Genomic DNA, 22,094 nt, shown 5'->3' with positions numbered 1-22,094 from the left:
TCAAAATGAAAACTTTTTATATATTTATTTTTATCCTTTGTAGTCATGTTGTAAGTATGGCTCAAGTAGACCGTTCTTTCCCTCCTAAAGCAGATGAACCCGAAAGTTTAAATGTGGGGAAATTAATTCCAATTAAACTTAATAATGGCCTTCGTGTTTATTTAGCGCCAGTAAAAAATTATCCAAAATTTACAATTTCCGTAAATATAGAATTGCCAGGTTATAATGAAGAAACCAAATTGGCGGAAAAAAATGTTTTAAACGCAGCTTACTCTAGTAAATTATCTAAAAAGTATCCAAAGGGAGAAATAGATTCTATTATCCGTAGCCAAGGAGCAATGCTGAATACAAATATGTATGGAGGCACAATTAAAGGGATGAAAAAGGATGTGGAACAATTACTAGATATGTATGTTGATGCTTTGTTAAACCCTGTAATTACTGCCGAGATAATTAAAGAAAAAAAAGAAGCAGAGTTAACAAAGCGAAAGCATAAATCTCAGAATGAAAATGTTTTAAAAACGTTTTCTATTGAGGCGGTTATAGATTCTTTACTTTTTGGAGCTATAAAGCAAAGTGCTAAAACAACACCTACTGTAAAACCAGAATACAACGGTTTAGCAATTAGCGATGTTGAAAACTATAAAAGGGACAGAATAGTATCAAATAATGCATTAGTTGTTATTATTGGTGATTTTACCGAAAAAGAATGTACTACACTAATGAATCGCTATTTCGGGGCATGGAAATCTGGAGTTTTTTATAGAAGAGAAAAACCTATTACTAAAAAAACAACAACTATTAAACGTCGAAAAGTAATAGTAAAAGATGTTCCAAATGCGGTGCAATCTGAGATTTCTTTTAGATGGAATTTAGAAGACGCATACACCTATTTTGATGACGATATAAAACTACAGGTTTTGAATGAAATTTTTGGGGAAAGTCAATTATCATATTTATATAAAAATTTACGAGAAGAAAAGGGTCTTTGTTACTTTATTAGGTCTTCGGTAGGTAGTTCTGCCAACGGCGGACAAGGCTCTGTTTACACTAGTGTTAGAAACAACCAAACCGCTTATGCAATAGAAAATATTATTTTAGAAATGCTGAGGTTACGCAACGGCAAGGTGAGTGCTTCAGATTTAAAAATAGCTAAAAACAGTTTAATAGGTGAGTACACACGGTCTTTAAACCCTATTGCTCCTATTCCATACATTACATTTGCCATGCAAAAAGATTTATACAATTTACCCGATAATTACTTGCAAACTAAAGTCGAGAAGTTTTATAGTATAAATACCGACGATATTATGGCTATGTCTCAAAAATATATAGATCCTTTTAAATGTGTAATAGTAATAAAAGGTAAAATATCAGAATTAAAAGGGGCGCTAGAAAAATTTGGTGATGTTATTTATTTTGATGAAAACGGGCAAATGATCAATTAAATTATAGTCTTAAACTTAAAACAAAACAAGAAGCAAAATATGAAACATTTTAAAATAATTTTCATCTTATTATTAGTCTTAACCAGTAATATAAAGGCACAAAATAAGCCGGCTTATCAGTTATTTAATAATAGTGGAAAACATGCTGATTATGGAGATATGATAGTCGATCTTGCTAATAGCGATATGGTGTTTTTTGGTGAATACCATACAAATCCTATTTCGCATTGGTTACAACTAGAAGTAAGCAAGAGTTTGTTTGATATCAAAAAAGATTCATTGTTTTTTGGTGCGGAAATGTTAGAGAGTGGTAATCAGTTGGTTTTAAATGAATATTTACAAGGGCTGTATCCGGAAAATAAAATGATACTAGAAATGACTCAAATGTGGGGTAATTATAAAACTGATTACAAACCTTTGGTCGATTTTGCAAAAAATAACAACTTACGTTTTATTGCTACCAACATTCCAAGGCGTTATGCATCTGTGTTGAATAAAAAAGGAATAAGTGCATTAAAAGAATTGAGTCCAGAGGCATTAGCTTTAATAGGTCCAGATCTAGAAAAATATTTTGACCCTACCGTAAAAGCTTATGCAGAAATGGCAGATAATATGGGAGGGCATATACCGCCAAATATGTTAAATATTCAAACGGCTCAGGCTGCTAAAGATGCAACTATGGCGCATTTTTCTCTTAAAAACTTTACTAAAGGAAATTTGTTACTTCACTTCCAAGGATCTTACCATTCAAATTATGGTCAAGGTATTATTTGGTGGGTTAATAAAATAAAACCTGGTTTAACATTAAAATCTATCAGCACAGTTACACAATCGGAATGGGATGTAATGACAGACGAAGAAAAAACAACAATAGCCAATTATATTATTGTCGTTGTTGATAATATGACGCAAACAAAACAATAGTTTTATACAAGCTTGAGAGGAGTAATTAGTTCTGTTTTAGGACAGTTTATTTGCATTGGAAGCGATTATTTTGAAGAAGTAATTCCTTATGGATGGCTAGCACGTTCATCATTTTTTGCTCCAATTGATTTATGTGGTTTTCCAAAAAATGGCTATTGTTTCTATTAATCTCAATGGACAGAAAAACCGATGGCACATATTTTTCCTCATTGGAGTTTAGAAGGTCAAGAAGAAAAAAAAGTAACCGTTTATACGTACACCAATGGAAATCGTGTAGAATTATTTCAAGATGGAAAATCTCTTGGAGTGACAACCAATAACATAAACGATGTAGAGTACCAAGTATTGGTATGTAATTTATAAACTAGGAACCTTAAAAGCAATATCCTATAAAAATAATGAAGTTGTAGCTACGAAAGAAGTTAAAATTGCTGGAAAACCTGCCTTTTCTCGATATGGAAAACTATTATTACCATAATCTTGTGATTCTTTTCGCCAGTGATAAAGCACAGATGGAAAGATATCTAAGTCTTCACAGACTTGCTTAGCATAACTTAATTCTACAGCTTTTTACTTAAATTCTAATGTGCAATGTTTCGGTTTATTTCTAATAATTGCTAAATTAATAACTAACAAACAAATTCTCTCAACTTTGCGTCTAGTCTAATGTCGTAATTCCAGGATGGATGAATACTTTGCTAAGGTGCGTGTTTTAGGGAAAGAGGAGGTAAGCCTTTTCGCTAATCCTATGTTTGTAGATCTTGCAGTTGGTAATTTTTCTTTTAAAGATGTTAGCTCTGCTATTAAGATAAGTATTCCACAGCTTGATGTATCAAAAATGGGTATGACAAATAAAAAGTAAATATACTAGCTGTTAAAACCTTACCTAAATTTCAATTATACAACTTAAAAACCGATATTGGGGAGATAAATAATTTAGAAAGTAAAGAGACTAAATTAATTGAACAATATAAAAGATAATTAGCACAAATTATTTTGAATGAGAGAATTATAAAAGAGGTAGTAAAAGAAAATGAAGGCGCAAAAAGTTGGCCTCAATTAAAATGGATGAGCGATAAATAGTTGAATTGGTTTTTTGTTGTCATACCGGAGTTAGTATGATATAGGAGAATATAATTGTATAATGATGTTACTATGGATTCTAATTGTGATTAAATAATTCAACTTAAAATTTTAAGATAAAAACAGAGAACAAACCTTATTAAATAAATACCTATTATGAAGCAAACACATTTTTATGAATTTCAAAAAACAGATAAAATTAAGAGCTATAAAAGGCTATCTTATATCTTGTTTTTGATTATGCCATTTATCCTTTTTTCCTGTAAAGAAAAAGAGGAGAAAACAGAAGTTAAAAGTAGTAAACCCAACATTGTATTTGTAATCACCGACGACCAAGGGTACGGAGATTTAGGACATACGGGAAATCCAATTATTAAAACACCAACCATTGATAAATTTGCAACCGAAGCTGTAAGTTTAACAAATTACCATGTGGGAACTACTTGTGCGCCAACGAGAGCAGGCCTTCTTACAGGTAGAAATTGTAATAGAAATGGGGTTTGGCATACTATTATGGGCGCATCTATATTGAATCGCGAAGAAGTCACTATGGGGAACGTATTTCATGATAACGGTTACAAAACAGGAATGTTTGGTAAGTGGCATTTAGGAGATAATCACCCTTTTCATCCATATGAAAGAGGTTTTGATGAAGCCTTTTACCATGGTGGTGGTGGTATAGGGCAGACGCCAGATTATTGGGATAATGATTATTTTGATGATTCGTATTATAGAAACGGCATTCCTGAAAAAAAAGAAGGCTATTGTACAGATGTTTGGTTTGATGAAGCTATGAGTTTTATTGAAGCCAAAAAGGACGAGCCATTTTTTTGTTATTTAAGTTTGAATGCACCACACGGACCATATAATGTTCCAGAAGAATATTATAATATGTATAAAGATGAAACAGCAATTAGCGAAAAGCAAAAGCGTTTTTATGGCATGATTTCTAATATAGATGATAACTTCTCTAAATTATTGAATAAATTAGAAAGTCTTGGTATAGCGGATAATACCATTATTGTCTTCACTACAGATAATGGAACGGCTAGAGGTTATAGTATAGATGAAGAAACAAATAAACTATTAGGTTATAATGCAGGTATGCGTGGTGTAAAGGGTAGTGAGTACGAAGGTGGACACCGTGTACCTTTCATTGTTAGATGGCCAGATGGCGGTTTAACAGGAGGGAAATCCTTAAACAGTTTGGCGGCACATGTAGATATGTTACCAACGTTAACAGCACTTACCGGACAAAAATTTGAACCTGCTAAAACTATGGATGGCACAGATTTAAGTGCGTATCTTTTAGGGAAAGAAGATGCTCCAAAACGTTATTTAGTTACAGATACTCAACGTGTTCCTTGGCCAGTAAAAGGGAAAAATAGTTGTGTAATGGATGATAATTGGCGCTTAATAAAAGGGAAAGAACTCTATAATATTAATGAAGATCCAGGTCAAAAAAATAATGTTGCGGATGCGCACCCAGAAAAAGTAGCCGAAATGAATGCGTTCTACGAAAGTTGGTGGGCCGATGTGATTAAAGAAACTAAATTTTCTGTAATAGATTTAGGTGTAAGCGATATGGATGTACTTACTTGTCATGATGCGAGAACCATCGATTATTATCCACCATGGAATCAACAAATGATTCGTGCTGGAAAACCAATGAAACCAGCTCCATTTACTGTAAACTTTGTTAAAGCAGGGAAATATAAGTTTCATTTAAGAAGATGGCCATCAGAAAGTGGATTAGTCTTAGGTGCAGAAATAAAGGATGGAAAACCAGCAACCTCACATACTGAAGCTATTGTTGATGGAAAATCTATGAAATTTTCTAAAGCTTATGTGAAAGTTGGTGATAATATAGTAGATGTTGATGTCGATAATAATCTTGAAGCGGCCGTACTTGAAATGGAAGTTGCCGAAGGTGAAACTGAATTAGTAGCCTATTTTGATATGGAAGATGGAACGCCTTGTAATGCGTTTTATGTTGATGTAGAAAGAGTGAATTAAGAGATGTTTATTTACTTATTCTAAAAAAGAGTCTATTTAGGACTGTGATTTAAAACAATCACTTTTCAGAAGTAAAGAAATTACTAACATTAAAAGCTTGAAGATTTTTATTAATCTTCAAGCTTTTTTTATGAAACGAATTTCGGAATAAAAATTATTAATATACTAGTTTAGTTGTTAAGAAGTGCTTTTGCTCTTATATGAATGAATTTTTTACTATGTATCAATTATTTTATTCACTGTAAAAAATTCTACCCTGTATTTTTCAATCCACTAGATAAAGAATTTATAATGCTTAATAATTTGGTGAGGATCTGCTCTTTTTCGGTACTACTTTCACCTTCTATTGCTCGCCATTGTTTTATGTAATCAATGTGTAAATGATGTAAGACTTTTAGTTTTTCATCTCGCCATAGAATGTTATCGTATTGACCTTTTCTTCGAATAGTTGCTGGCTCTTCAAAAAGGTCTTCTATTAAACTGAAACAATTATCATAATCCGTTAAGATTTTGGACATGAATACTTCTCGTTCATCAGTAATTTCATCTAAATCAGCATACAAATCCATCATTTCTTTATTAGAAAGTATTAGATTGGTTTCGGTTTGTATCACTAAAAACTTAAGGAATGGCCAATTGTTTATACTTGTTTTTAAGTTTTCAAATGCCTCAGGTTTTTCTGTTTTTAAAGATTTTAAGGCGTTTCCAAGTCCATACCATCCTGTTATGGTAATTCGAGAAAGATTCCAGCTAAACACCCAAGGGATAGCTCTAAGATCATCAAGGGATCTTGTTCCTGTTCGTCTGGCTGGTCTTGAGCCTATTTTACTTTTTTCCAAAACATCAATACAAGTTGCTTTACCATAGAAGTTGATAAAACCCGGGGTTTCTATTAAATCTCGGTAATGCTCAAATGATTTTTTAGACAAGTAGTCCATTATTTCAATTGGAAATTTATTAGAGTCTATATTTTGTTTGTCTAAAATAGTTTGTTTTGCTACTCCAGAAGCCAAAGCATTGAGGTTGTAGGTCGCTGTAAGGGGATTCCCGAATAACTGGGCAATCGTTTCTCCTTGAACAGTGATTTTTATAGTTCCGTTTACCGTATTTGTAGGCATGCTTTCTAAAAAGCGATGATATTTTCCGCCGCCTCTGCTAATCGTTCCACCTGCGCCATGAAAGAAATATATACTGAAATTGTTTTTCACCGCAATTTCAGAGAGTTTTTGTTCCGCTTTATACAAATTCCACTTACTCGCAATAGTTCCGCCGTCTTTATTGCTATCACTATAGCCGAGCATAACTTCTTGCTGATGAGCTATTTTTGAAGCTCTAAGTAGGGTTGTGGGATGTTGTAAAAACTTGTCTAAAATGACAGGGCCATTATGTAAGTCCTCAATAGTTTCAAAAAGAGGAACAACTTTGATAGATGTGTTTAACAGCTGTGTTTCTTTCATCAAGAAGTAAACAGCTAGTAAATCACTAAGTTTTCGGGTCATACTGATAATAAATGAACCGATACCTTCTGAACCGTATTGATTGATATGATTACGAATAACGCGGTAACAATCCAAAACATTATCCGCTTCTATACCATAATGAACTGTTATATCGGTAATAGTAGAGTGGTTCTCTAAAAGTTTGTTCAAGTAGGTTACTCGTTTTTCTTCATTCCAATGTTCAAAATCAAAATCTTTTTCACCTGTGGCTTTTAAAATTTGCGAAATAGCTTTGTCGTGAAATGTACTGTTTTGTCTTATATCTAACCAAGCCAAATGAAAGCCAAAACAACTTACTGCTCTCTCCAAAGAGAATAGTAAATCTTCTGCCAAACCTTTCATCCCATTTCCAATAAGAATATCCCTGAAAAATTTAAGATCTTCTTTAAGGTCTTTACTGGATTTGTAATACGAATTAGAATCTGCAAAATTGTTAGAAATTGTGTTTTCTAATTTAACAATTAGTAAATTAATATATTGTCTACAAGGTTCATAAGGGTTTCTTTTAAGTACTTTTTCTCCTTGTAGCCCTAATGCTTTAGATTTGTTTTTAATAATTTCTGACAGCTTGTACGGAACAGGATTCGTGATGGCGGATACCGAAAATTTTATTGCAGCGTTAATCAATTGCTTCTTAATAAGTGAAAGCGCATTTTTTCGCAACAATTCTAAAGTTTCTTTTGTGATACTTGGAGTTACAAATGGGTGTCCGTCTCTATCTCCACCTACCCAATTTCCAAAATTAATTTTAGGGAAAACATCAGGATTTTTTATTTTATCTGGGTTTAGCCCTACTTCAATCCAAGATCCTTTCATTTGTTCATCGCTTCTTTCTAGTACAGCAGGGAAAATTCGGGTAAAATAATATATAATATTAGCTCGTTCATCTTCAATATGTGGTTTTTCAAGATATATTTCACCTGTTCTCCACCATCTCTCTAAAAGGTTTATGATGTTTTCTTCTATACTATTTTGTTCAAGTTTACTTAACGAAGTATTCTCTCTTTTTACTAAAAGTAAATATAATTCTCTATGAATTTCAATTACGGTAACACGTTTCGCCTCGGTTGGGTGGGCAGTTAGAACAGGAATGACGTGGGTATCTGAAATTGATTGTAGCATTTCTTTTTCTGTAATTCCTTGGTCTTTCCAAAGTTTAAAAGCTTCTGCCCAACTACCTCTAATAGAATAAATTTCTTCTTGATTTTCCATTTTTCTGCGGTATTGCGTAGCCGCATTTTCCTCAACCATAGTCATTAACTGAAAATAAATACTCAAGGATTGAATAATCTTATCGCTTGAGAGTTTTCCATTGTCTATTTCTGAAAAACTATTGTTTTTTATAAGTTCAACTACTTCATTCTCATTAATTCGTGAAAGCATTTCAACATAACAATAAATAATAAAGTTTCGATCTTTAATAATCTTTTGAAATGTATTGTTTTTATTCATGTTAAAATCCTGTTTTTTATTGAATTGCTCTTAGCAGAGAAAGGAACTTGTGTAATGTTTACTGTGTTTTGAAAGAACCAATATAGCAAAAAAAACGATAACCATAAGGAAAACTATTTATAAAAAACGAGTCTTTACCTTGCAATAAATTTTATACATCTTAGATTTGATTTCTATTAAATTAAATAAAAGTCAGAAAGAACAAAAGTGTATTATATTGAAATAGGTTGACTTTATTTATACATTCAAACTATTTTTGTTTTAATTCATCAACAATTTACCATTTTTCGAGTACAAAACAAGCTTGTTGGTAGTAGGTTATTCGACTTCAAAGTAATTGTAAACATTATTAAATTTTGTTTTCATATTTTCAATTAAAGCTTGAGCATTTTTAATTGATTTTTCTTCAATTAATGAATGCATATCACTTTCTACACCATTGAAAAAATTATGTATTTGTTCAAATTTGTCACCTGTATAAGATTTATCTAACATTATAAACTTAGCTTGTTCAAATAAATCTTTTCCAAATTGGTTGTAATCCTTAATATCATTAGATTTAAAGCTGTGTAAACTGTTTGTGATGCTATCTAATATTTTAATAGTTTCAGATTTTAATTTCCATCTATTTCCATTATTTAATTGTAATCCTCCCATCATTTGCATTCTCATTTTTGGAGCATTACCAAAATCGTATTTATAAATTGTTTCAGCAATTAATTTTAACTCATCCTCATTATAAATTAATTTAGGCATTAAGTTGAATTTTTTAATAGCCCCAGGCATTAAAGTATTTTCTTCAGATGGGTTATTTACAATATTGGTAATTGCTTTTATAAAGTCTTCTTTATTTTGATAATTTGGTGAATAATGTTCTTTAATACGCAACATTGGAGGTGCAATCATTTGGTTCATTTTGGCAGGGTCGGGTACTTCCAAATGACAGATGTAACACTTGTTCTCCATAAGTTTATAACCTTTTGTGTTTTTAAGGTCTTGTTGGGATATTGCAATATTTTGTGTTTTTTTTGTTTGGCTATTATTACACGAAGTAAAAAAGATACTTACTATTATAGCAATTGATACTATTTTTATTAAATCTATCATCTTCTTTTTTTTTGTGAAAAGATATCAGGTGCTAGTAAAAACACCTGATATTTTAATTATTTATTTTTAAATTTATTTGCTTGATTTTTTGCAAATTCTGAAGGTGAAATTACACCATCCTTATCCAAATCAATACTTTCAAACGATGGAGCACTAGCTTTGTTTCTCATCATACCACCTTTTTTAGCATTTTCAGTTTGTCTTTGTGCTCTTACTTTTTCAAATTCTGAAGCTGTAATTTGTCCATCTTCATCAAGATCAAAAGTTTCAAAAGAAGCTCGGTTTTGCATTCTACCAGTCATACCTTGTCCATTTTGTGTATTTGATCTGTTATTAATCATATTTGCTTGGTTTTTTGCAAATTCATCTTTAGATAGTTTTCCGTCACTATTTAAATCAATACTTTCAAACGATGGAGCACTAGCTTTGTTTCTCATCATACCACCATTTTTAGCGTTTTCAGTTTGTCTTTGTGCTCTTCTTTTTTCAAATTCTGAAGCTGTAATTTGTCCGTCTTTATCAAGATCAAAAGTTTCAAAAGAAGCTCGGTTTTGCATTCTACCAGTCATTCCTTGTCCGTTTTTTGTATTTGATCTGTTATTAATCATATTTGCTTGGTTTTTTGCAAATTCATCTTTAGATAGTTTACCGTCACTATTTAAATCAATAGTCTCAAAAGATGGTGAAGTAGATTTGTTTCTCATCATACCACCATTTTTAGCGTTTTCAGTTTGTCTTTGTGCTCTTATTTTTTCAAATTCTGAAGCTGTAATTTGTCCGTCTTCATCAAGGTCAAAAGTTTCAAAAGAAGCTCGGTTTTGCATTCCTTTAGCCATTCTACCACCTTGTGAATAAGAATTGATACTAAATAACAATATTGTTACCAAGGATGCTAATGTGATAATTTTTGTTGTTTTCATTTTATTATCTATTTAAATGATTTTTTTCTAATTGTTTTTTTAATTTTTTTCTTCTGGCATTGAAATAATATCGTTTGAATTAACCATTGCTTTAAACGTTTGAAATAATTTCACCTTTTGCTTTTCATTACAACCTTCTTTCATATTAAGGTAATATTGGATGGTTAAATTTTTTAATTCAGTATGCAGAGAACCTAAATCTTTTGATAATTTATTAAGAGTTATAGTATCTGATTTTTCTTTACCTAACTCTGTTAATAAATCATTTCTATTCTTATCCATTTTTTCAATAATGATATCAGAATTTTCGTGATACTGATGCCTAATTTTCTGAAATGCTCTATGTTGTTTATTTGAGAGATTTAATGCTTCTCTAAAATAACGACCTAAGTGATTGGTAGGTATTACTAGTTCCTTGTTATCTTGTACCCCATAATTTGTAACTTCATTTTTATTATAAAATAAAGTTGCGACTATAGAAAGGTTAAGCAGTATTAAAAGAACTATTATTCCTGTTAATATTTTTGTGTTTTTTTCCATTTATTTTTATTCTTTTTTTAATAAAATGGTTTCAATTTTTTCAAGTTGTAAATCATTGAAATAAATTTCTGATTTGTTACTAAAAGCAGAAAATTCATTATTTGTTTCGTTGTTTATATTAACAATACTATAACCCGTATATAGCGTTAGTATAACTAAAGATATTGCTATAATTGGTTGAAAAAGTCTTTTTACAAAGTATGAGTTATAAATACTTTTTTTGCTTTTATTTTCAGTGATTTCATTCATGATTTCCATATATAAATATGGATTATCTTCTAGTTTTTCCTTCCCATTGGTTAAACTATATGTCACTTTTAACTCATTTACTATGCTCTTATAATTATCTGAATTATTTATAATACTACCTACACGAGTCATTTCTTTAACGGAAAGTTCTTTGTTAAAGAATTTCAATAATGTATTATTTGATAATTGAGTTTTCATTGTGTTGCTTTTACTTATTAGACACTGTTTATGGAATAAACTTTTGCTTTATTTTATTTTATTTAAAATATTTTTTTGAACATTTATTTTAGCTCTATGAATAAGTCCTTCTACTGAAGCTAATGAAACATTCATAATTACGGCTATTTCTTGATAAGGAACCTCTTCATATTTATGAAGAATAAAAGCAGTTTTTTGATTTTCGGGAAGTAATTGTATTGAATTTCTTAATATGTTTAGCCTTTGTATTTTAATAGGGTTAGATTCTTCTTCTATTATTGAAGTTGGCCCTTCTATTTGTTGCTCGTATTTAGTGTTTTTATTAAATAAGTTTTCAATACTTTTAAAAATATTTCTTTTTTTATTGTCTCTAATAAAATTGAGTGATTTGTTAACGGCTATTCTGTACAACCAAGTTGATAATTTTGATTGATAGTTGAATTTTTTTATAGATTCAAATACTTTAATAAATACTTCTTGCGTAATATCTTCCGCATCATTTTTGTTATGTGTAAAATGAAAGCAAGTATTTAAAACAAGAGATTGGTACTTGTCAACTATTATTTTGAAATACAGTTGATTTCCGTCTATTATTCCTGAAATTAATTCTTCATCTGTCATTTATTGTTACATCATTTATATTGGTTAGACACAAATAAAATTGTAAACTTTTGAGTTTTTTTATAAATTATATCAAATTCGTTTTTTTTAACTGTTTTGTCCTGAAATATGGCTAGCGGTTAAAATTAGTTTTACGCTGATAATTGATATACCATATTTGGTGTTTTATAGTCTAAAGGTAAATGTAATCTTATTTGGTTGTACAATTTAATTGCATTTTTTTGCTCCTTTTTTGGAGTGATCTTGTAGGCTTCTCTTTTTTAGGACACCTTAAAATTCGACAAATAATTATTATTTATCCCCAATTTGATGAAGAATTTAAATTCTTTATCCGCAACTGTAGAACTTTCCATAAATTATAGAAAAGTGCATTAAACTTAATAAATTTAAGTTTGACCGTTAAAGTTTTGTTGAAGAAAAATAGCTATAATTTATTAATTGTTTGATGTAAGATTAAGTTTAAAACCAAAAATAAAATTATAAGATGATAATGGTGTAAAAACATTTTTTTTCGCACCATTTGTGATATAAAATGTTTGTTTTGTTACAAGTCTGTTTTTGCTTTAAATGTAATTTTATCCCAGTCTTGATAGCAATTAAAGTTATCTAATTATTAATACAGTTGTACAGATATTTTAAGATAATAAAATTAAGCTAAGATTCCCAAAAAAAAACAGATATTATATTAAAAAATATAAACTGGAATAATCCAGTTTTTTAAAACGCGATCGATTGTATTATTTAGGATTAGACATAGGGAGTTCGTCAATTAAAGTGGCGTTAGTTCAAATTTCAAACGGCAAAAGTTTAGGTGTGGTACAAGAGCCCAAAGAAGAGATGAGTATGTTCGCCGAAAAGAATGGCTGGGCAGAAAAGAAACCAGATAAGTCTTATTTAAAGTACAGGTTTTTATAAATTTAATAACAAAAACATAAAAATGAACAATAACAATTTCTTAAAGCACGCCTTAATAGTGTTATGCTTAATTTCTACACTATTAAGTTTTGCTCAAAAATCAAAAATTAATATGCCTGATGGACGTATCGCTTTTAGTTCTGATGGAAATTTACATGATTCAGACGATTGGGGAGCAACCGCTTTTTCACTAGCACTTTTACATTATGCAGATTTAGAAAAACGCTTTGTACATTATGATTATAATAATCATTTAGGCGATTCTAGAGAAAGTTGGGAGAAAATGATGAATGAGGCTGCCAAAGGTGGTGCTAAACGATTTGGACTCGATGTCTCTAAAGTATTTAATGACCAAACTGAAAAGGAAGCTGCAATAGCCAATTTTGTTAAAGAAGCTAAAAAAAGCAGTAAAAACAATCCACTTTGGTTTATATGTGCTGGTCCAATGCAAATGCCTTACAGTTTAATAGAAGCTACTCCAGAAAATAAACGCCAATTTATTTATGCCATATCTCATAGTACATGGAATGAAGATCATACCCATGGAGTAAATGAAAAAACCTGGGCAGATATGAAAAAGGATTTTCCGACGGTGACTTATTATGATATTATTGACCAAAACAATGCAAATGGTGAAGATGATTTTCAATCACATATAAACAACTGGAAATGGTTAAAAAATAGCTCAAATAAAAATTGGCAATGGTTATACAATATGGATGATACGTACCAAGTAGATGAGTTAGAGACTTGGGATTCTAATACAGAAAAACATTTTGATATTTCGGATACCGGTATAACGTATTGGTTAATTACTGGAGGTCCAAACAATGGAAATGAAAAAGCAGGTTGGAAAGAAGTGAAAGCTCTTTTTGAAAACAAACCTATTGAAATAACTAGTCCAACTCCAGAAGTTAAATTAACCTCTAGCGATTATATTTTTATAGAAGCAGAAAACACGACTTCTAATTTACAAGAATGGAACCTTTTAAAAAAGGGAGATGCTCTTTACACTGAAAAAGCTTCTGGTTTTGCACATATTGAGTTTTCAGGGAATATGGCGAATATTGGAGAACCAAATTCACCTTTAGAATACACTTTTATAGCGCCTAAAGATGGAAGTTTTAGGCTATTAATGATGAGCAGTAAGCGATTGGAAGGCGTACAAGGTGATTGGTGTAATGATGGTTTTGTTAAAATGAAAGGTGATTTTACATCAGAAACAAATTTATCTAAAGCGGAGCTAGTAGATTATATTAAATATTTTCAAGAAGGGAGTACAAATACCCCAGAATTAGAATGGCATTGGGGACAACGGGCAGAAAAAGGGACACATATGTTTTTTAATTTAATTTATGGACTAAAAAAAGGAGAACAATATACGTTAACCTTAGCAGGCCGGTCAAAACGATTTAGTGTTGATTATTTAGCATTTTATGATGCAGATAAATTTAGTTTAATTGATGCCAAAGCGCTCTTTAAAAATCAATAATCAAAATTTGCTGCGGCATATAAAGAATACCTGCTCTTAATTTTTCGGGATTAAGATATGTATGTAGTAACCGATTATTCTTCTGAAATGAAATTAGTATATAACGAAAGATCTTTAGGAGTGTTTTTAAAATAAACCAAAGATTTAGTTCAAATGGGAAGAGGGGATGTTATTGATATTAATGAGTACTTTTTTGATGAAGAATAAAAATTTAATAATATTTAAACCCTTTCGAATTATCGTGAGGGTTTTTATTTTTTAGCATAATACAAAAACTTATTTCTACTTCAAAACCTTCTTTTTTATCAACCCCATAAAAAATCGCCTCAATTTTTTCGTAATAAAAAAAAAGGGGGAGTGCTTTTTATATTTTTCACTCCTTTCGTTTTATTCAAGTTTATTAACTTCTGATCTCAACTTTTTATAAAATAAAACTATGAAATCAAAGCAATTTAGTAGAAGAGATTTGTTAAAAAAAGGAGGGCTTTCTTTATTTACTTTAGCATTAATGCCAAATGATGTTTGGAGTGCTAATGTTATAGAAGCTCAAAAAAGCAACAGTCCTTTTTTATATAGTTCTAAGAATACATTTAATGAATTTACGCCACCTGTATTAAATGAAATTGAAGACTCCTTAGTGATTTTAAGATCTAATGAAAACCCTTATGGTCCACCACCAGAAGCAGCAAAAGCATTTCAGAATGAAGTGTTCAAAGGAAATAGATATGCTTGGAACACCTTAAAAGAACTCGAAGCTAAAATTGTAAAGAATGAAGGCGTAACACCAGATCAAATTTTAATGGGACCTGGTTCTTCAGATTTATTAGAAAAAGTAGGCATGGTGTTTTTTAGTGAAGGTAGCAATGTTGTTAGTGCCGACCCAAGTTACATGTCGCTTATTGTAGTTGCAAAATCGGTAGGAGGTGAGTGGAAATCTTATAAATTATTAGACGATGCTCAACACGATTTAGATGCTATGGAAGCAGGAGTAGATGAGAACACAAAACTTGTTTATATCTGTAACCCTAATAACCCAACGGGTTCAATTACCGATGCAAAAAAATTAAAAGAATTTTGCCGTAGAGTATCAAAGAAAGTACCTGTTTTTGTAGATGAAGCCTATATCGAACTTTCAAAAAATGGTATAAAGGATTCTATGAACAGCTTAGTTGCAGAAGGTGAAAATGTTATTGTGGCGCGTACATTCTCTAAAATTCATGGTATGGCTGGTTTACGTATTGGCTATGTTATAGGTAAAAAAGAAACTTTAGAACGAATTAGTGAAATTACTCGTGGCGGAATGGGCATTACAGGGCCAACTATTGCTGCTGCTTCTACTAGCCTTGATAATGATGCCTTTTTAATCGATTGTAAAGCAAAAATTACGGAAGCTAGAGATTATACCATGTCGTATTTAAAAGCTAACAAATTTTCGTATCTACCTTCTGAAACTAACTTTATCATTTTTGAAATCTCTATGGATGGAGAAAAATTCTTAGAAAAAATTTATGGTAAAAATGTTGCTGTAAGAGCTTTTAAGTTTTGGGATAAAAACTGGTGTAGAGTAAGTATTGGAACTCTAGATGAAATGAAAGCTTTTACTAATGCTATTAGCGAAATCTTTGCCTAACATATGGAAAATGTTTTAGATAAACCTATTTCATTTCTTCTTTTTGTTGTTATAGGGTTACTTTTAAGAAAGAAAATATCGGCAGGCGATGAAACTAATGGATTGAAAAGTTTAATTCTTTCCATTGTTTTACCTGCAACTATATTTATAGCGCTCTTAAAAATAAAAATAGATAGCAATCTCATTCTTTTTCCAGCATTAGCACTTGGCCTAAATTTATTGCTGTTGGCTATTTCTCCTTTATTATTGCTTATCATTGGAATAGATGAAAACTCACCATCTGGTAGAAGTGCTAAACTTTTAATTCCTTCTTTGGCGCCAGGCTTGTCTTGTTTTCCGTTTATTTTAGAGTTTTTGGGTGATGGGGCCTTAGCAAATGCAGCAATGGCCGATTTAGGTAACAAATTTTTTGTTCTATTTCTGTTATATTTATTAGCTGTAAAATGGCATTATAAAAAAGCAAATACAACAAAAATGCCTTTAAAATCGAGGTTAAAATCGCTTTTTTTAACATTACTATACGAGCCTGTTAATCTTTTTATTTTTGCGGCTCTTATTTTGGTTTCATTTAATGTCTCTTTAGATAGCCTTCCTAACTTTTTTGGTATTACTTTATCTCGATTGAGTGCTATAATGACGCCGTTAGTTCTAATCTTTATTGGTTTAGCTGTGAAGTTGAAAAAGAAACAATTTTTCGAAATATTTTCATTACTTATCTTAAGAGCAGCTTTTACACTTTTACTTATTTCTGCTGTTGTTTTTACTTTTAATTTAGTTGTTAAAAATGATATACTAGTGCTCGTTGCTTTTTCTTTAAGCGCATGTAGTTTTTGGCCTTATGCACACATTTCTGGTATAGATTTTAAAGAAAAAAATCGAGCTGATCAGGATAAAACCTTTAATGCAAATTTTGCTATATCCATATTGGCCTTATCATTGCCCATATCGGTTTTACTTATTTTAGGGATTCTTACTGTAAATACAGTTTTTGTTTCTGCATCTAACTTATTAATGTTAAGCTTAGTTTTGTTCTTTATGGGGATAATTTACCCTGTGATTTTAAAGGTTAGAAAAAGTTCGTTCAATCTTGATAAAGAGCAGATTTTAGAACAAAATGTAAATCAGTAACACCTTTTTTAGACAAACGACCAAATTCAAAAAATCTACATCCTATATCGATTAGAATTATAAAGGATCGGAAGTCATCATATTAAAAAAAGCCAAGAATAAAATTCTTGGCTTTCCCTTTGTTTACCTGTAGCGAGAATGGGGCACGATCCTATGACCTCCGAGTTATGAATTTACAAATAAGAAAATCATAAAACTTTAAATAGTTGATAGTCAATTATTTAAAAACTACTATATTTTAAATCGTGTTCCAAAACGTGTTCGGTTTTGTGTTCACTATTATTAGTGATAATTTGAAAAATAAAGTTAGATTTTAAGATTGAATTAGACAAGTTTTTTGCGATTTTTTTATCTAAAATTTTATTTTTAAAACTTATTAATATGCTTTTTTAAAGCTCCTAATTAGTATTCTAATGTATAAGTTTTAGTAATGATTTCTTGATACTTTATAACTTAATAATCTCGCTAGTAATATTCTTATTCTCGTCGTATGTATAAGTTATGACTTTTGTTTTGTTTTCATCCTGGTCAAAAAAGTTGTGCTGCATTAACAAACTTCCATCGTAGATCTTAATCTCTTTACGGTCTAATATATTGTTATTGTATATGTTTAATTCGATACTGCTATTTATGGCATTATAGATATATTTTTCTGTAGAAGAAACACCATCGTTTGCAACAGTATTAGATTGATGTTTCGTTTCTAGTAAATTATTCTTGTAAGTGCAATCAATAATATAATTATAGTTGTTTACTTTTTCTTTGTAACAGTTCTTTTCTTCACTTGTTACATTTATTGTATTTGGCACGATTGGAAAAAGCTAGAACGGAAACGAAAAAACCACATTCAACTAGGTATAGAAATCGGAGAAGCCTATGCTTGGAGTAGAACAAGAATGGGAGGTTGGGCAGTTGCTCAAAGTCCTATTTTAAAGACTACTATTACAGTTTCTAGATTTAAACGAAAAGGGTATAAACCTTTGTTAGATTACATTAATAATACGCAAACTTCAATTTGGTGAACCGCCGTATACGAGACCTGTACGTACGGTGGTGTGAGAGGCGCAGTGACGACTTTTAAGTCGTCACCCGTTTACTCGATTGTATGCCGTTTTTATTCCGATTCCTTTTGTTCGTTTTGCGTAAAAATAGGTTTCCCATTTAAAGCTTGAACTAAAGTTGTGGTAGCAAGAACTGCGTAAAGCAATGAAATAATGATAGTCGCTTTTGTATCTTTAAATATATAAAAAGAAAGCAATGGAAGTAACTGTAAAGCGTGCATTCCTATAAAGTGCGAAACTCTTAAATCGCCTACAGTTTTGCTCCAACCTATAATCCACCAATTCGAGTTATCATTTATTGCACCAACGCTATGGCTCATCTGAGAACTCATTAAAGCACCTTCAAATGAAAAAACAACAAAAATCAATATACCCAAACGAATAGCCCAAATATAATGACTTGGTAAATCTGGAAAGGACTGTGTAAAAAAGAGGAAGCTAATATAAGCCGTATAGAGTGTAACCATTACAGCTGCTAAACCCATTAACGAATACAATATAGCATAGAGTGGTGTGTCAAAGTTGAAGTGTGATAATTGTCCTTTAGAGGCTTGAAAAGTAATATAAGCAAGTTCAAAACCAAATAAAATGATAACTGTCCAATTGAAAGGTGTTGGATTGAAATTCGATAAATAATGACAATACCAAACCATTGTCCAAGCAAATAAACCTATTGAAACAGCAAATTTAAAGGGCTTAAACCAAGCATTTACTCCGTGAATTTGGGTAGTTGTAAGTTTGGTTAAAACGATAAATATTATTGAAAGAGATAAGCAGAACAAACCAAAATAAAACAAGGATTCATTTCGAATTTTTAATTCCTTAATAAAATTTAATATTCCTTCAATCATTACCTTATTATTTTTTATTAAGCATAAACTTTGGTACAAAATAATTCAAGCAATAAAGCATTGCTCCATAAGTTAAAATGAGCGTAGGCATATTGGTATTAAATCCTAAATCAAATTCTGGAATACCAAATAACTCTCTAAAAGATTTTGTGGCAATGAGTAGCATAAAAATAATTCCGTAAGCAAAAACAGAAATAATTGCAATTCTATTTTTTGAAGTTCTAATAATTCCTTTTTTTGCTTCTTCTCTAAAGAAATACCATATAGCACCAATACTAAATAAGGCTTCTATTAATATGGCTAAATAAGGATTAGATGTATACAATCCAAGACCAGCTTCCATTGTATCTGCCCCAAAAATGTGGTGCATATGACCTGAAAAGAAATCTAAAACAAAATGGATTGATACTAAAGCCATACTTACTAAGCCTATTTTGTTGCTTTTGAATAGAAGTTTTCCAAGTAAGAAAGCCATTGCCAACCAAAATAATTGCGGTAACAAATCGTGGCTGTATAACATATCTACTACCATATTACTTAAAGTGGCATCAAAAGCATCATTGGGATTGGTTGGCTCAAGTCCTAAATAGTGAAAGGTAAACCACAAAAAATCCTGTAATTGTGATATAATTAGAAAATAAAGTAAGGTTCCTTTTGGGAACTTTTGTTTTGCTATTAATGCGGTTGTAAAATGTCCTGCTAACATAATTTTGGTTTAATTTTTGTATTTTTGCTTTCAATTCGATAGCAAAACTAACAATTACTATCGAATTAATAGTAATAATTTGTAAAAAATGAGTAAAAAATTTCGTTCTGGCTGTCCAATCTCATCTTCATTAGATGTCGTAGGTGATAAATGGTCTTTGTTAATCATTAGAGATATGCTTGTTAAGCATAAAAAGACTTTTAAAGAAATTTCTGATTCAGATGAAAGGATTGCTCCGAGCATTTTATCTGCACGATTAAAATTGTTGGAATCGTATAAACTCATTTTCAAAACGAAAGTGCCAGATAACAAAAAAGAAAATATTTATTTGTTAACGGAAAAAGGGATTAGTTTAACTCCAATAATTATTGAATTCAGTTTGTGGGGAAATTCCAATATGCGAGAATTTAATGAAATAGATGATATTGAAGGCTTGAATGCAGATAAGGCTCTAATTATTCAAACTATTCAAGATAGGTATAATGCTATGTTGCTTAATTTTTAGTCAACTTATTTTAGGAAATTACACATCTTTAATTATTGCCAACGTTGTTGTATATGGTTTGTTGCGTATTTTAAGCAACTAATTTAGTAAATAATTACCGACCAAGAAAGTGAAGTGCACCCAAATGTTTAGACAAATTTATAATTAATTTTGATAATAATTAGCTCGATATTCAATCGGGCTCATACCATTTAAATTTTGTTTAATTCTCTCATTATTATAATATTTTATATAGACTTTAATCTCTTTTTTTAACTGAGATATCGACTTATATTTATTTATATAAAACAATTCAGATTTTAGAATACCGAAGAAATTTTCTATCACAGCGTTATCTAAACAATTTCCTTTACGAGACATACTCTGAGTAATTCCTTTTTCTGTTAATAATCTTCGATACTGTTTCATTTGATACTGCCATCCTTGATCTGAATGTAATATTAAATTTGTTTGATCTGGTATTTTCTTAAAAGACTTTTTCAGCATAATAGCTACTTGTTTAAAATCAGGTTTTTCAGATAATTGATAACTTATTATTTCTCTATTAAAGAGATCAATTATTGGAGATAGATATAGTTTTTTTCCTAAAACTTTAAATTCTGTAATATCGGTAGCCCATTTTTTATTTGGCCTAATAGCTTTAAAATTTCGTTGTAATATATTAGGAGCTGTTTCTCCTATTCGCCCTTTATAAGACTTGTATCTTTTAGCTCTGACTAAACTTTTTAAACCTAATTCACGCATTAACTTGAGTACTGTTTTATGATTTATTAGAGTGCCTATTTTGTTGATTTCTAAAGAGATTCTTCTATAGCCATATCTTCCTTTGTGACGATGATATATTTGATGAATCAATAGTTTTATCTCTTTATATTTATCAACTAAAAGACTTCTTTTATGATGATAATAATAACTACTTCTTGCCATGTTCGTATGATATAATAAAATATCTAAATCATACTTATGCCTTAATTCTGTTATGGCTTTTGCTTTTTGTTTTGCTCTTGTTGAATTAAGGCCTGTAACTTTTTTAGCAAGTCCAGTTCTGCACGTAATGATTCATTTTCTAATAAAAGTTCCTCTTCTCTTGTTAAAGGTTTATTAGACTTTTTTTTAGCTCTCTTAAATTGCATAGATTTTGGTTTACCTCTAGGTTTAATGTTTAAGCCTACAATACCCTCTTTTTTATAATTACGTTGCCACTTCATAATTACAGATTTAGTAGGAATATTAAATTCTAAACAAGCTTGACTGAAAGATAATGAATCTTTGTCAATAGCTTTTAAAACTTTAAGTTTAAAAGGAATGCTATACACTTTGGTTTTTCTTGGTAATAGTGCTTTTTTACCATATTTTTCATAAAATCGAATCCAATCATGAAGGGTTGTATGATGACAACCATATAACTTAGACACATCTTCAACTGTTTGGTGATTTTTTAAAACTTGCTTTACACATCGAAGTTTAAATGCGTAATCATACTTGACTTTTCTTCCCATAATAATACCCTCAAATAGTGTCTAACTTTTGGGGGGCAGTTCATTACGTGCGAGGATTTTCCGCAGGAAAATCAGACGTAATAAACTTGCAACTACCTTTGGTTAAGCCCAAAATCGAGTAATTATTTTTATACATTGTTGGCAAATGTTTTATTTTTTAATTAAATTTATTGACTATATACTATTTCCTTCTTTACAGCAAAACACAACCAAGCAGGATCGAAATAATAGAATTGAGCGCTATTACTTT

At 30.5% G+C, this 22,094-nt stretch carries 22 protein-coding genes and 1 pseudogene; 11 read left to right on the top strand and 12 right to left on the bottom strand.

Translation table 11 applies throughout. From position 1 onward, the window contains the following. The first annotated feature begins 5 nt into the window (after positions 1-5). The 4 genes from GQR97_RS17225 to GQR97_RS17210 are packed head-to-tail and all read left to right on the top strand — an operon-like array spanning position 6 to position 2,735. A complete protein-coding gene (locus GQR97_RS17225) occupies positions 6-1,448 on the top strand; it encodes a M16 family metallopeptidase (RefSeq protein ID WP_158850656.1) in 1,443 nt (480 codons plus the stop codon). Between the two features lie 39 nt (positions 1,449-1,487). Next, positions 1,488-2,372 carry a ChaN family lipoprotein gene (locus GQR97_RS17220; protein WP_158850655.1) on the top strand — a complete coding sequence of 295 codons (885 nt, stop codon included), beginning with the start codon at positions 1,488-1,490 and terminating at the stop codon, positions 2,370-2,372. 12 nt (positions 2,373-2,384) lie between these two features. Next, the gene (locus GQR97_RS17215) at positions 2,385-2,540 is read left to right on the top strand and encodes a hypothetical protein (RefSeq protein WP_158850654.1); all 156 of its coding nucleotides are present in this window, start codon (positions 2,385-2,387) and stop codon (positions 2,538-2,540) included. Positions 2,541-2,561: 21 nt separating this feature from the next. Beyond that, positions 2,562-2,735: a DUF4982 domain-containing protein gene (locus GQR97_RS17210; protein ID WP_158850652.1), complete on the top strand. Its 174-nt coding sequence runs from the start codon at positions 2,562-2,564 to the stop codon at positions 2,733-2,735. Between the two features lie 87 nt (positions 2,736-2,822). Here the strand turns inward: GQR97_RS17210 and GQR97_RS17205 are convergent. Continuing rightward, positions 2,823-3,008, bottom strand: a pseudogene (locus GQR97_RS17205) (transposase); the annotation flags it as partial. 46 nt (positions 3,009-3,054) lie between these two features. Here GQR97_RS17205 and GQR97_RS17200 point away from each other — a divergent pair. Further along, positions 3,055-3,234: a hypothetical protein gene (locus tag GQR97_RS17200; protein WP_158850650.1), complete on the top strand. Its 180-nt coding sequence runs from the start codon at positions 3,055-3,057 to the stop codon at positions 3,232-3,234. A 377-nt stretch (positions 3,235-3,611) separates the two neighbouring features. Next, positions 3,612-5,471 (top strand): arylsulfatase, encoded by a 1,860-nt coding sequence (locus tag GQR97_RS17195; protein WP_158850648.1) that lies wholly within the window; start codon positions 3,612-3,614, stop codon positions 5,469-5,471. Between the two features lie 251 nt (positions 5,472-5,722). Here the strand turns inward: GQR97_RS17195 and GQR97_RS17190 are convergent, their stop codons facing one another. The 6 genes from GQR97_RS17190 to GQR97_RS17165 form a co-directional block, all read right to left on the bottom strand. Continuing rightward, positions 5,723-8,422, bottom strand: coding sequence for a phosphoenolpyruvate carboxylase (locus tag GQR97_RS17190; protein WP_158850646.1), 2,700 nt, complete (start codon positions 8,420-8,422; stop codon positions 5,723-5,725). 318 nt (positions 8,423-8,740) lie between these two features. Beyond that, the gene (locus GQR97_RS17185; protein ID WP_158850644.1) at positions 8,741-9,529 is read right to left on the bottom strand and encodes a hypothetical protein; all 789 of its coding nucleotides are present in this window, start codon (positions 9,527-9,529) and stop codon (positions 8,741-8,743) included. Between the two features lie 56 nt (positions 9,530-9,585). Beyond that, entirely contained in the window at positions 9,586-10,449 is an 864-nt protein-coding gene (locus GQR97_RS17180; protein WP_158850642.1) for an EF-hand domain-containing protein, read from the bottom strand. A gap of 39 nt (positions 10,450-10,488) precedes the next feature. After that, a complete protein-coding gene (locus GQR97_RS17175) occupies positions 10,489-10,989 on the bottom strand; it encodes a Spy/CpxP family protein refolding chaperone (RefSeq protein ID WP_158850640.1) in 501 nt (166 codons plus the stop codon). 6 nt (positions 10,990-10,995) lie between these two features. Beyond that, positions 10,996-11,436: a hypothetical protein gene (locus tag GQR97_RS17170; RefSeq protein WP_158850638.1), complete on the bottom strand. Its 441-nt coding sequence runs from the start codon at positions 11,434-11,436 to the stop codon at positions 10,996-10,998. Positions 11,437-11,484: 48 nt separating this feature from the next. Then, entirely contained in the window at positions 11,485-12,057 is a 573-nt protein-coding gene (locus GQR97_RS17165) for an RNA polymerase sigma factor (protein WP_158850636.1), read from the bottom strand. 732 nt (positions 12,058-12,789) lie between these two features. Here GQR97_RS17165 and GQR97_RS17160 point away from each other — a divergent pair. From GQR97_RS17160 to GQR97_RS17145, 4 genes are all read left to right on the top strand, one after another. After that, the gene (locus GQR97_RS17160; protein WP_233267564.1) at positions 12,790-12,972 is read left to right on the top strand and encodes a hypothetical protein; all 183 of its coding nucleotides are present in this window, start codon (positions 12,790-12,792) and stop codon (positions 12,970-12,972) included. A gap of 22 nt (positions 12,973-12,994) precedes the next feature. Continuing rightward, entirely contained in the window at positions 12,995-14,464 is a 1,470-nt protein-coding gene (locus GQR97_RS17155) for a hypothetical protein (protein WP_158850634.1), read from the top strand. 436 nt (positions 14,465-14,900) lie between these two features. Then, positions 14,901-16,094 carry a pyridoxal phosphate-dependent aminotransferase gene (locus tag GQR97_RS17150; RefSeq protein ID WP_158850632.1) on the top strand — a complete coding sequence of 398 codons (1,194 nt, stop codon included), beginning with the start codon at positions 14,901-14,903 and terminating at the stop codon, positions 16,092-16,094. 3 nt (positions 16,095-16,097) lie between these two features. Then, entirely contained in the window at positions 16,098-17,222 is a 1,125-nt protein-coding gene (locus GQR97_RS17145) for a permease (RefSeq protein WP_158850624.1), read from the top strand. 446 nt (positions 17,223-17,668) lie between these two features. Here the strand turns inward: GQR97_RS17145 and GQR97_RS17140 are convergent, their stop codons facing one another. The 3 genes from GQR97_RS17140 to GQR97_RS17130 form a co-directional block, all read right to left on the bottom strand. Beyond that, positions 17,669-18,031 (bottom strand): hypothetical protein, encoded by a 363-nt coding sequence (locus GQR97_RS17140; protein WP_158850622.1) that lies wholly within the window; start codon positions 18,029-18,031, stop codon positions 17,669-17,671. A 305-nt stretch (positions 18,032-18,336) separates the two neighbouring features. Next, a complete protein-coding gene (locus GQR97_RS17135; protein WP_158850621.1) occupies positions 18,337-19,134 on the bottom strand; it encodes a hypothetical protein in 798 nt (265 codons plus the stop codon). 7 nt (positions 19,135-19,141) lie between these two features. Continuing rightward, a complete protein-coding gene (locus GQR97_RS17130) occupies positions 19,142-19,840 on the bottom strand; it encodes a hypothetical protein (protein WP_158850619.1) in 699 nt (232 codons plus the stop codon). 88 nt (positions 19,841-19,928) lie between these two features. Here GQR97_RS17130 and GQR97_RS17125 point away from each other — a divergent pair, with 88 nt between their 5' ends. Further along, positions 19,929-20,345, top strand: a complete 417-nt coding sequence (locus GQR97_RS17125) for a winged helix-turn-helix transcriptional regulator (protein WP_158850617.1) — start codon at positions 19,929-19,931, stop codon at positions 20,343-20,345. A 144-nt stretch (positions 20,346-20,489) separates the two neighbouring features. Here GQR97_RS17125 and GQR97_RS17120 read toward each other — a convergent pair whose 3' ends face one another. Together GQR97_RS17120 and GQR97_RS17115 are read right to left on the bottom strand one after the other, a co-directional pair. Further along, positions 20,490-21,326: an IS3 family transposase gene (locus GQR97_RS17120; RefSeq protein ID WP_233267647.1), complete on the bottom strand. Its 837-nt coding sequence runs from the start codon at positions 21,324-21,326 to the stop codon at positions 20,490-20,492. Next, entirely contained in the window at positions 21,323-21,844 is a 522-nt protein-coding gene (locus tag GQR97_RS17115; protein ID WP_136583671.1) for a helix-turn-helix domain-containing protein, read from the bottom strand. The genes GQR97_RS17120 and GQR97_RS17115 overlap by 4 nt, the downstream gene beginning before the upstream one ends. Positions 21,845-22,094: the final 250 nt, after the last annotated feature.

This window comes from Algibacter sp. L1A34 (assembly GCF_009796805.1).
Lineage (GTDB): Bacteria > Bacteroidota > Bacteroidia > Flavobacteriales > Flavobacteriaceae > Algibacter.
Note: the sequence above shows the minus strand (reverse complement) of the source record. Positions and strands in the feature narration are given on the sequence as shown.

Coding starts and splice junctions, on each gene's coding strand:
- GQR97_RS17145 (WP_158850624.1), top strand. CDS start 16,098: ATGGAAAATGTTTTAGATAAACCTATTTCATTTCTTCTTTTTGTTGTT.
- GQR97_RS17115 (WP_136583671.1), bottom strand. CDS start 21,844: ATGGGAAGAAAAGTCAAGTATGATTACGCATTTAAACTTCGATGTGTA.
- GQR97_RS17170 (WP_158850638.1), bottom strand. CDS start 11,436: ATGAAAACTCAATTATCAAATAATACATTATTGAAATTCTTTAACAAA.
- GQR97_RS17130 (WP_158850619.1), bottom strand. CDS start 19,840: ATGTTAGCAGGACATTTTACAACCGCATTAATAGCAAAACAAAAGTTC.
- GQR97_RS17125 (WP_158850617.1), top strand. CDS start 19,929: ATGAGTAAAAAATTTCGTTCTGGCTGTCCAATCTCATCTTCATTAGAT.
- GQR97_RS17150 (WP_158850632.1), top strand. CDS start 14,901: ATGAAATCAAAGCAATTTAGTAGAAGAGATTTGTTAAAAAAAGGAGGG.
- GQR97_RS17165 (WP_158850636.1), bottom strand. CDS start 12,057: ATGACAGATGAAGAATTAATTTCAGGAATAATAGACGGAAATCAACTG.
- GQR97_RS17135 (WP_158850621.1), bottom strand. CDS start 19,134: ATGATTGAAGGAATATTAAATTTTATTAAGGAATTAAAAATTCGAAAT.
- GQR97_RS17210 (WP_158850652.1), top strand. CDS start 2,562: ATGGCACATATTTTTCCTCATTGGAGTTTAGAAGGTCAAGAAGAAAAA.
- GQR97_RS17180 (WP_158850642.1), bottom strand. CDS start 10,449: ATGAAAACAACAAAAATTATCACATTAGCATCCTTGGTAACAATATTG.
- GQR97_RS17225 (WP_158850656.1), top strand. CDS start 6: ATGAAAACTTTTTATATATTTATTTTTATCCTTTGTAGTCATGTTGTA.
- GQR97_RS17175 (WP_158850640.1), bottom strand. CDS start 10,989: ATGGAAAAAAACACAAAAATATTAACAGGAATAATAGTTCTTTTAATA.
- GQR97_RS17190 (WP_158850646.1), bottom strand. CDS start 8,422: ATGAATAAAAACAATACATTTCAAAAGATTATTAAAGATCGAAACTTT.
- GQR97_RS17220 (WP_158850655.1), top strand. CDS start 1,488: ATGAAACATTTTAAAATAATTTTCATCTTATTATTAGTCTTAACCAGT.
- GQR97_RS17200 (WP_158850650.1), top strand. CDS start 3,055: ATGGATGAATACTTTGCTAAGGTGCGTGTTTTAGGGAAAGAGGAGGTA.
- GQR97_RS17185 (WP_158850644.1), bottom strand. CDS start 9,529: ATGATAGATTTAATAAAAATAGTATCAATTGCTATAATAGTAAGTATC.
- GQR97_RS17195 (WP_158850648.1), top strand. CDS start 3,612: ATGAAGCAAACACATTTTTATGAATTTCAAAAAACAGATAAAATTAAG.
- GQR97_RS17155 (WP_158850634.1), top strand. CDS start 12,995: ATGAACAATAACAATTTCTTAAAGCACGCCTTAATAGTGTTATGCTTA.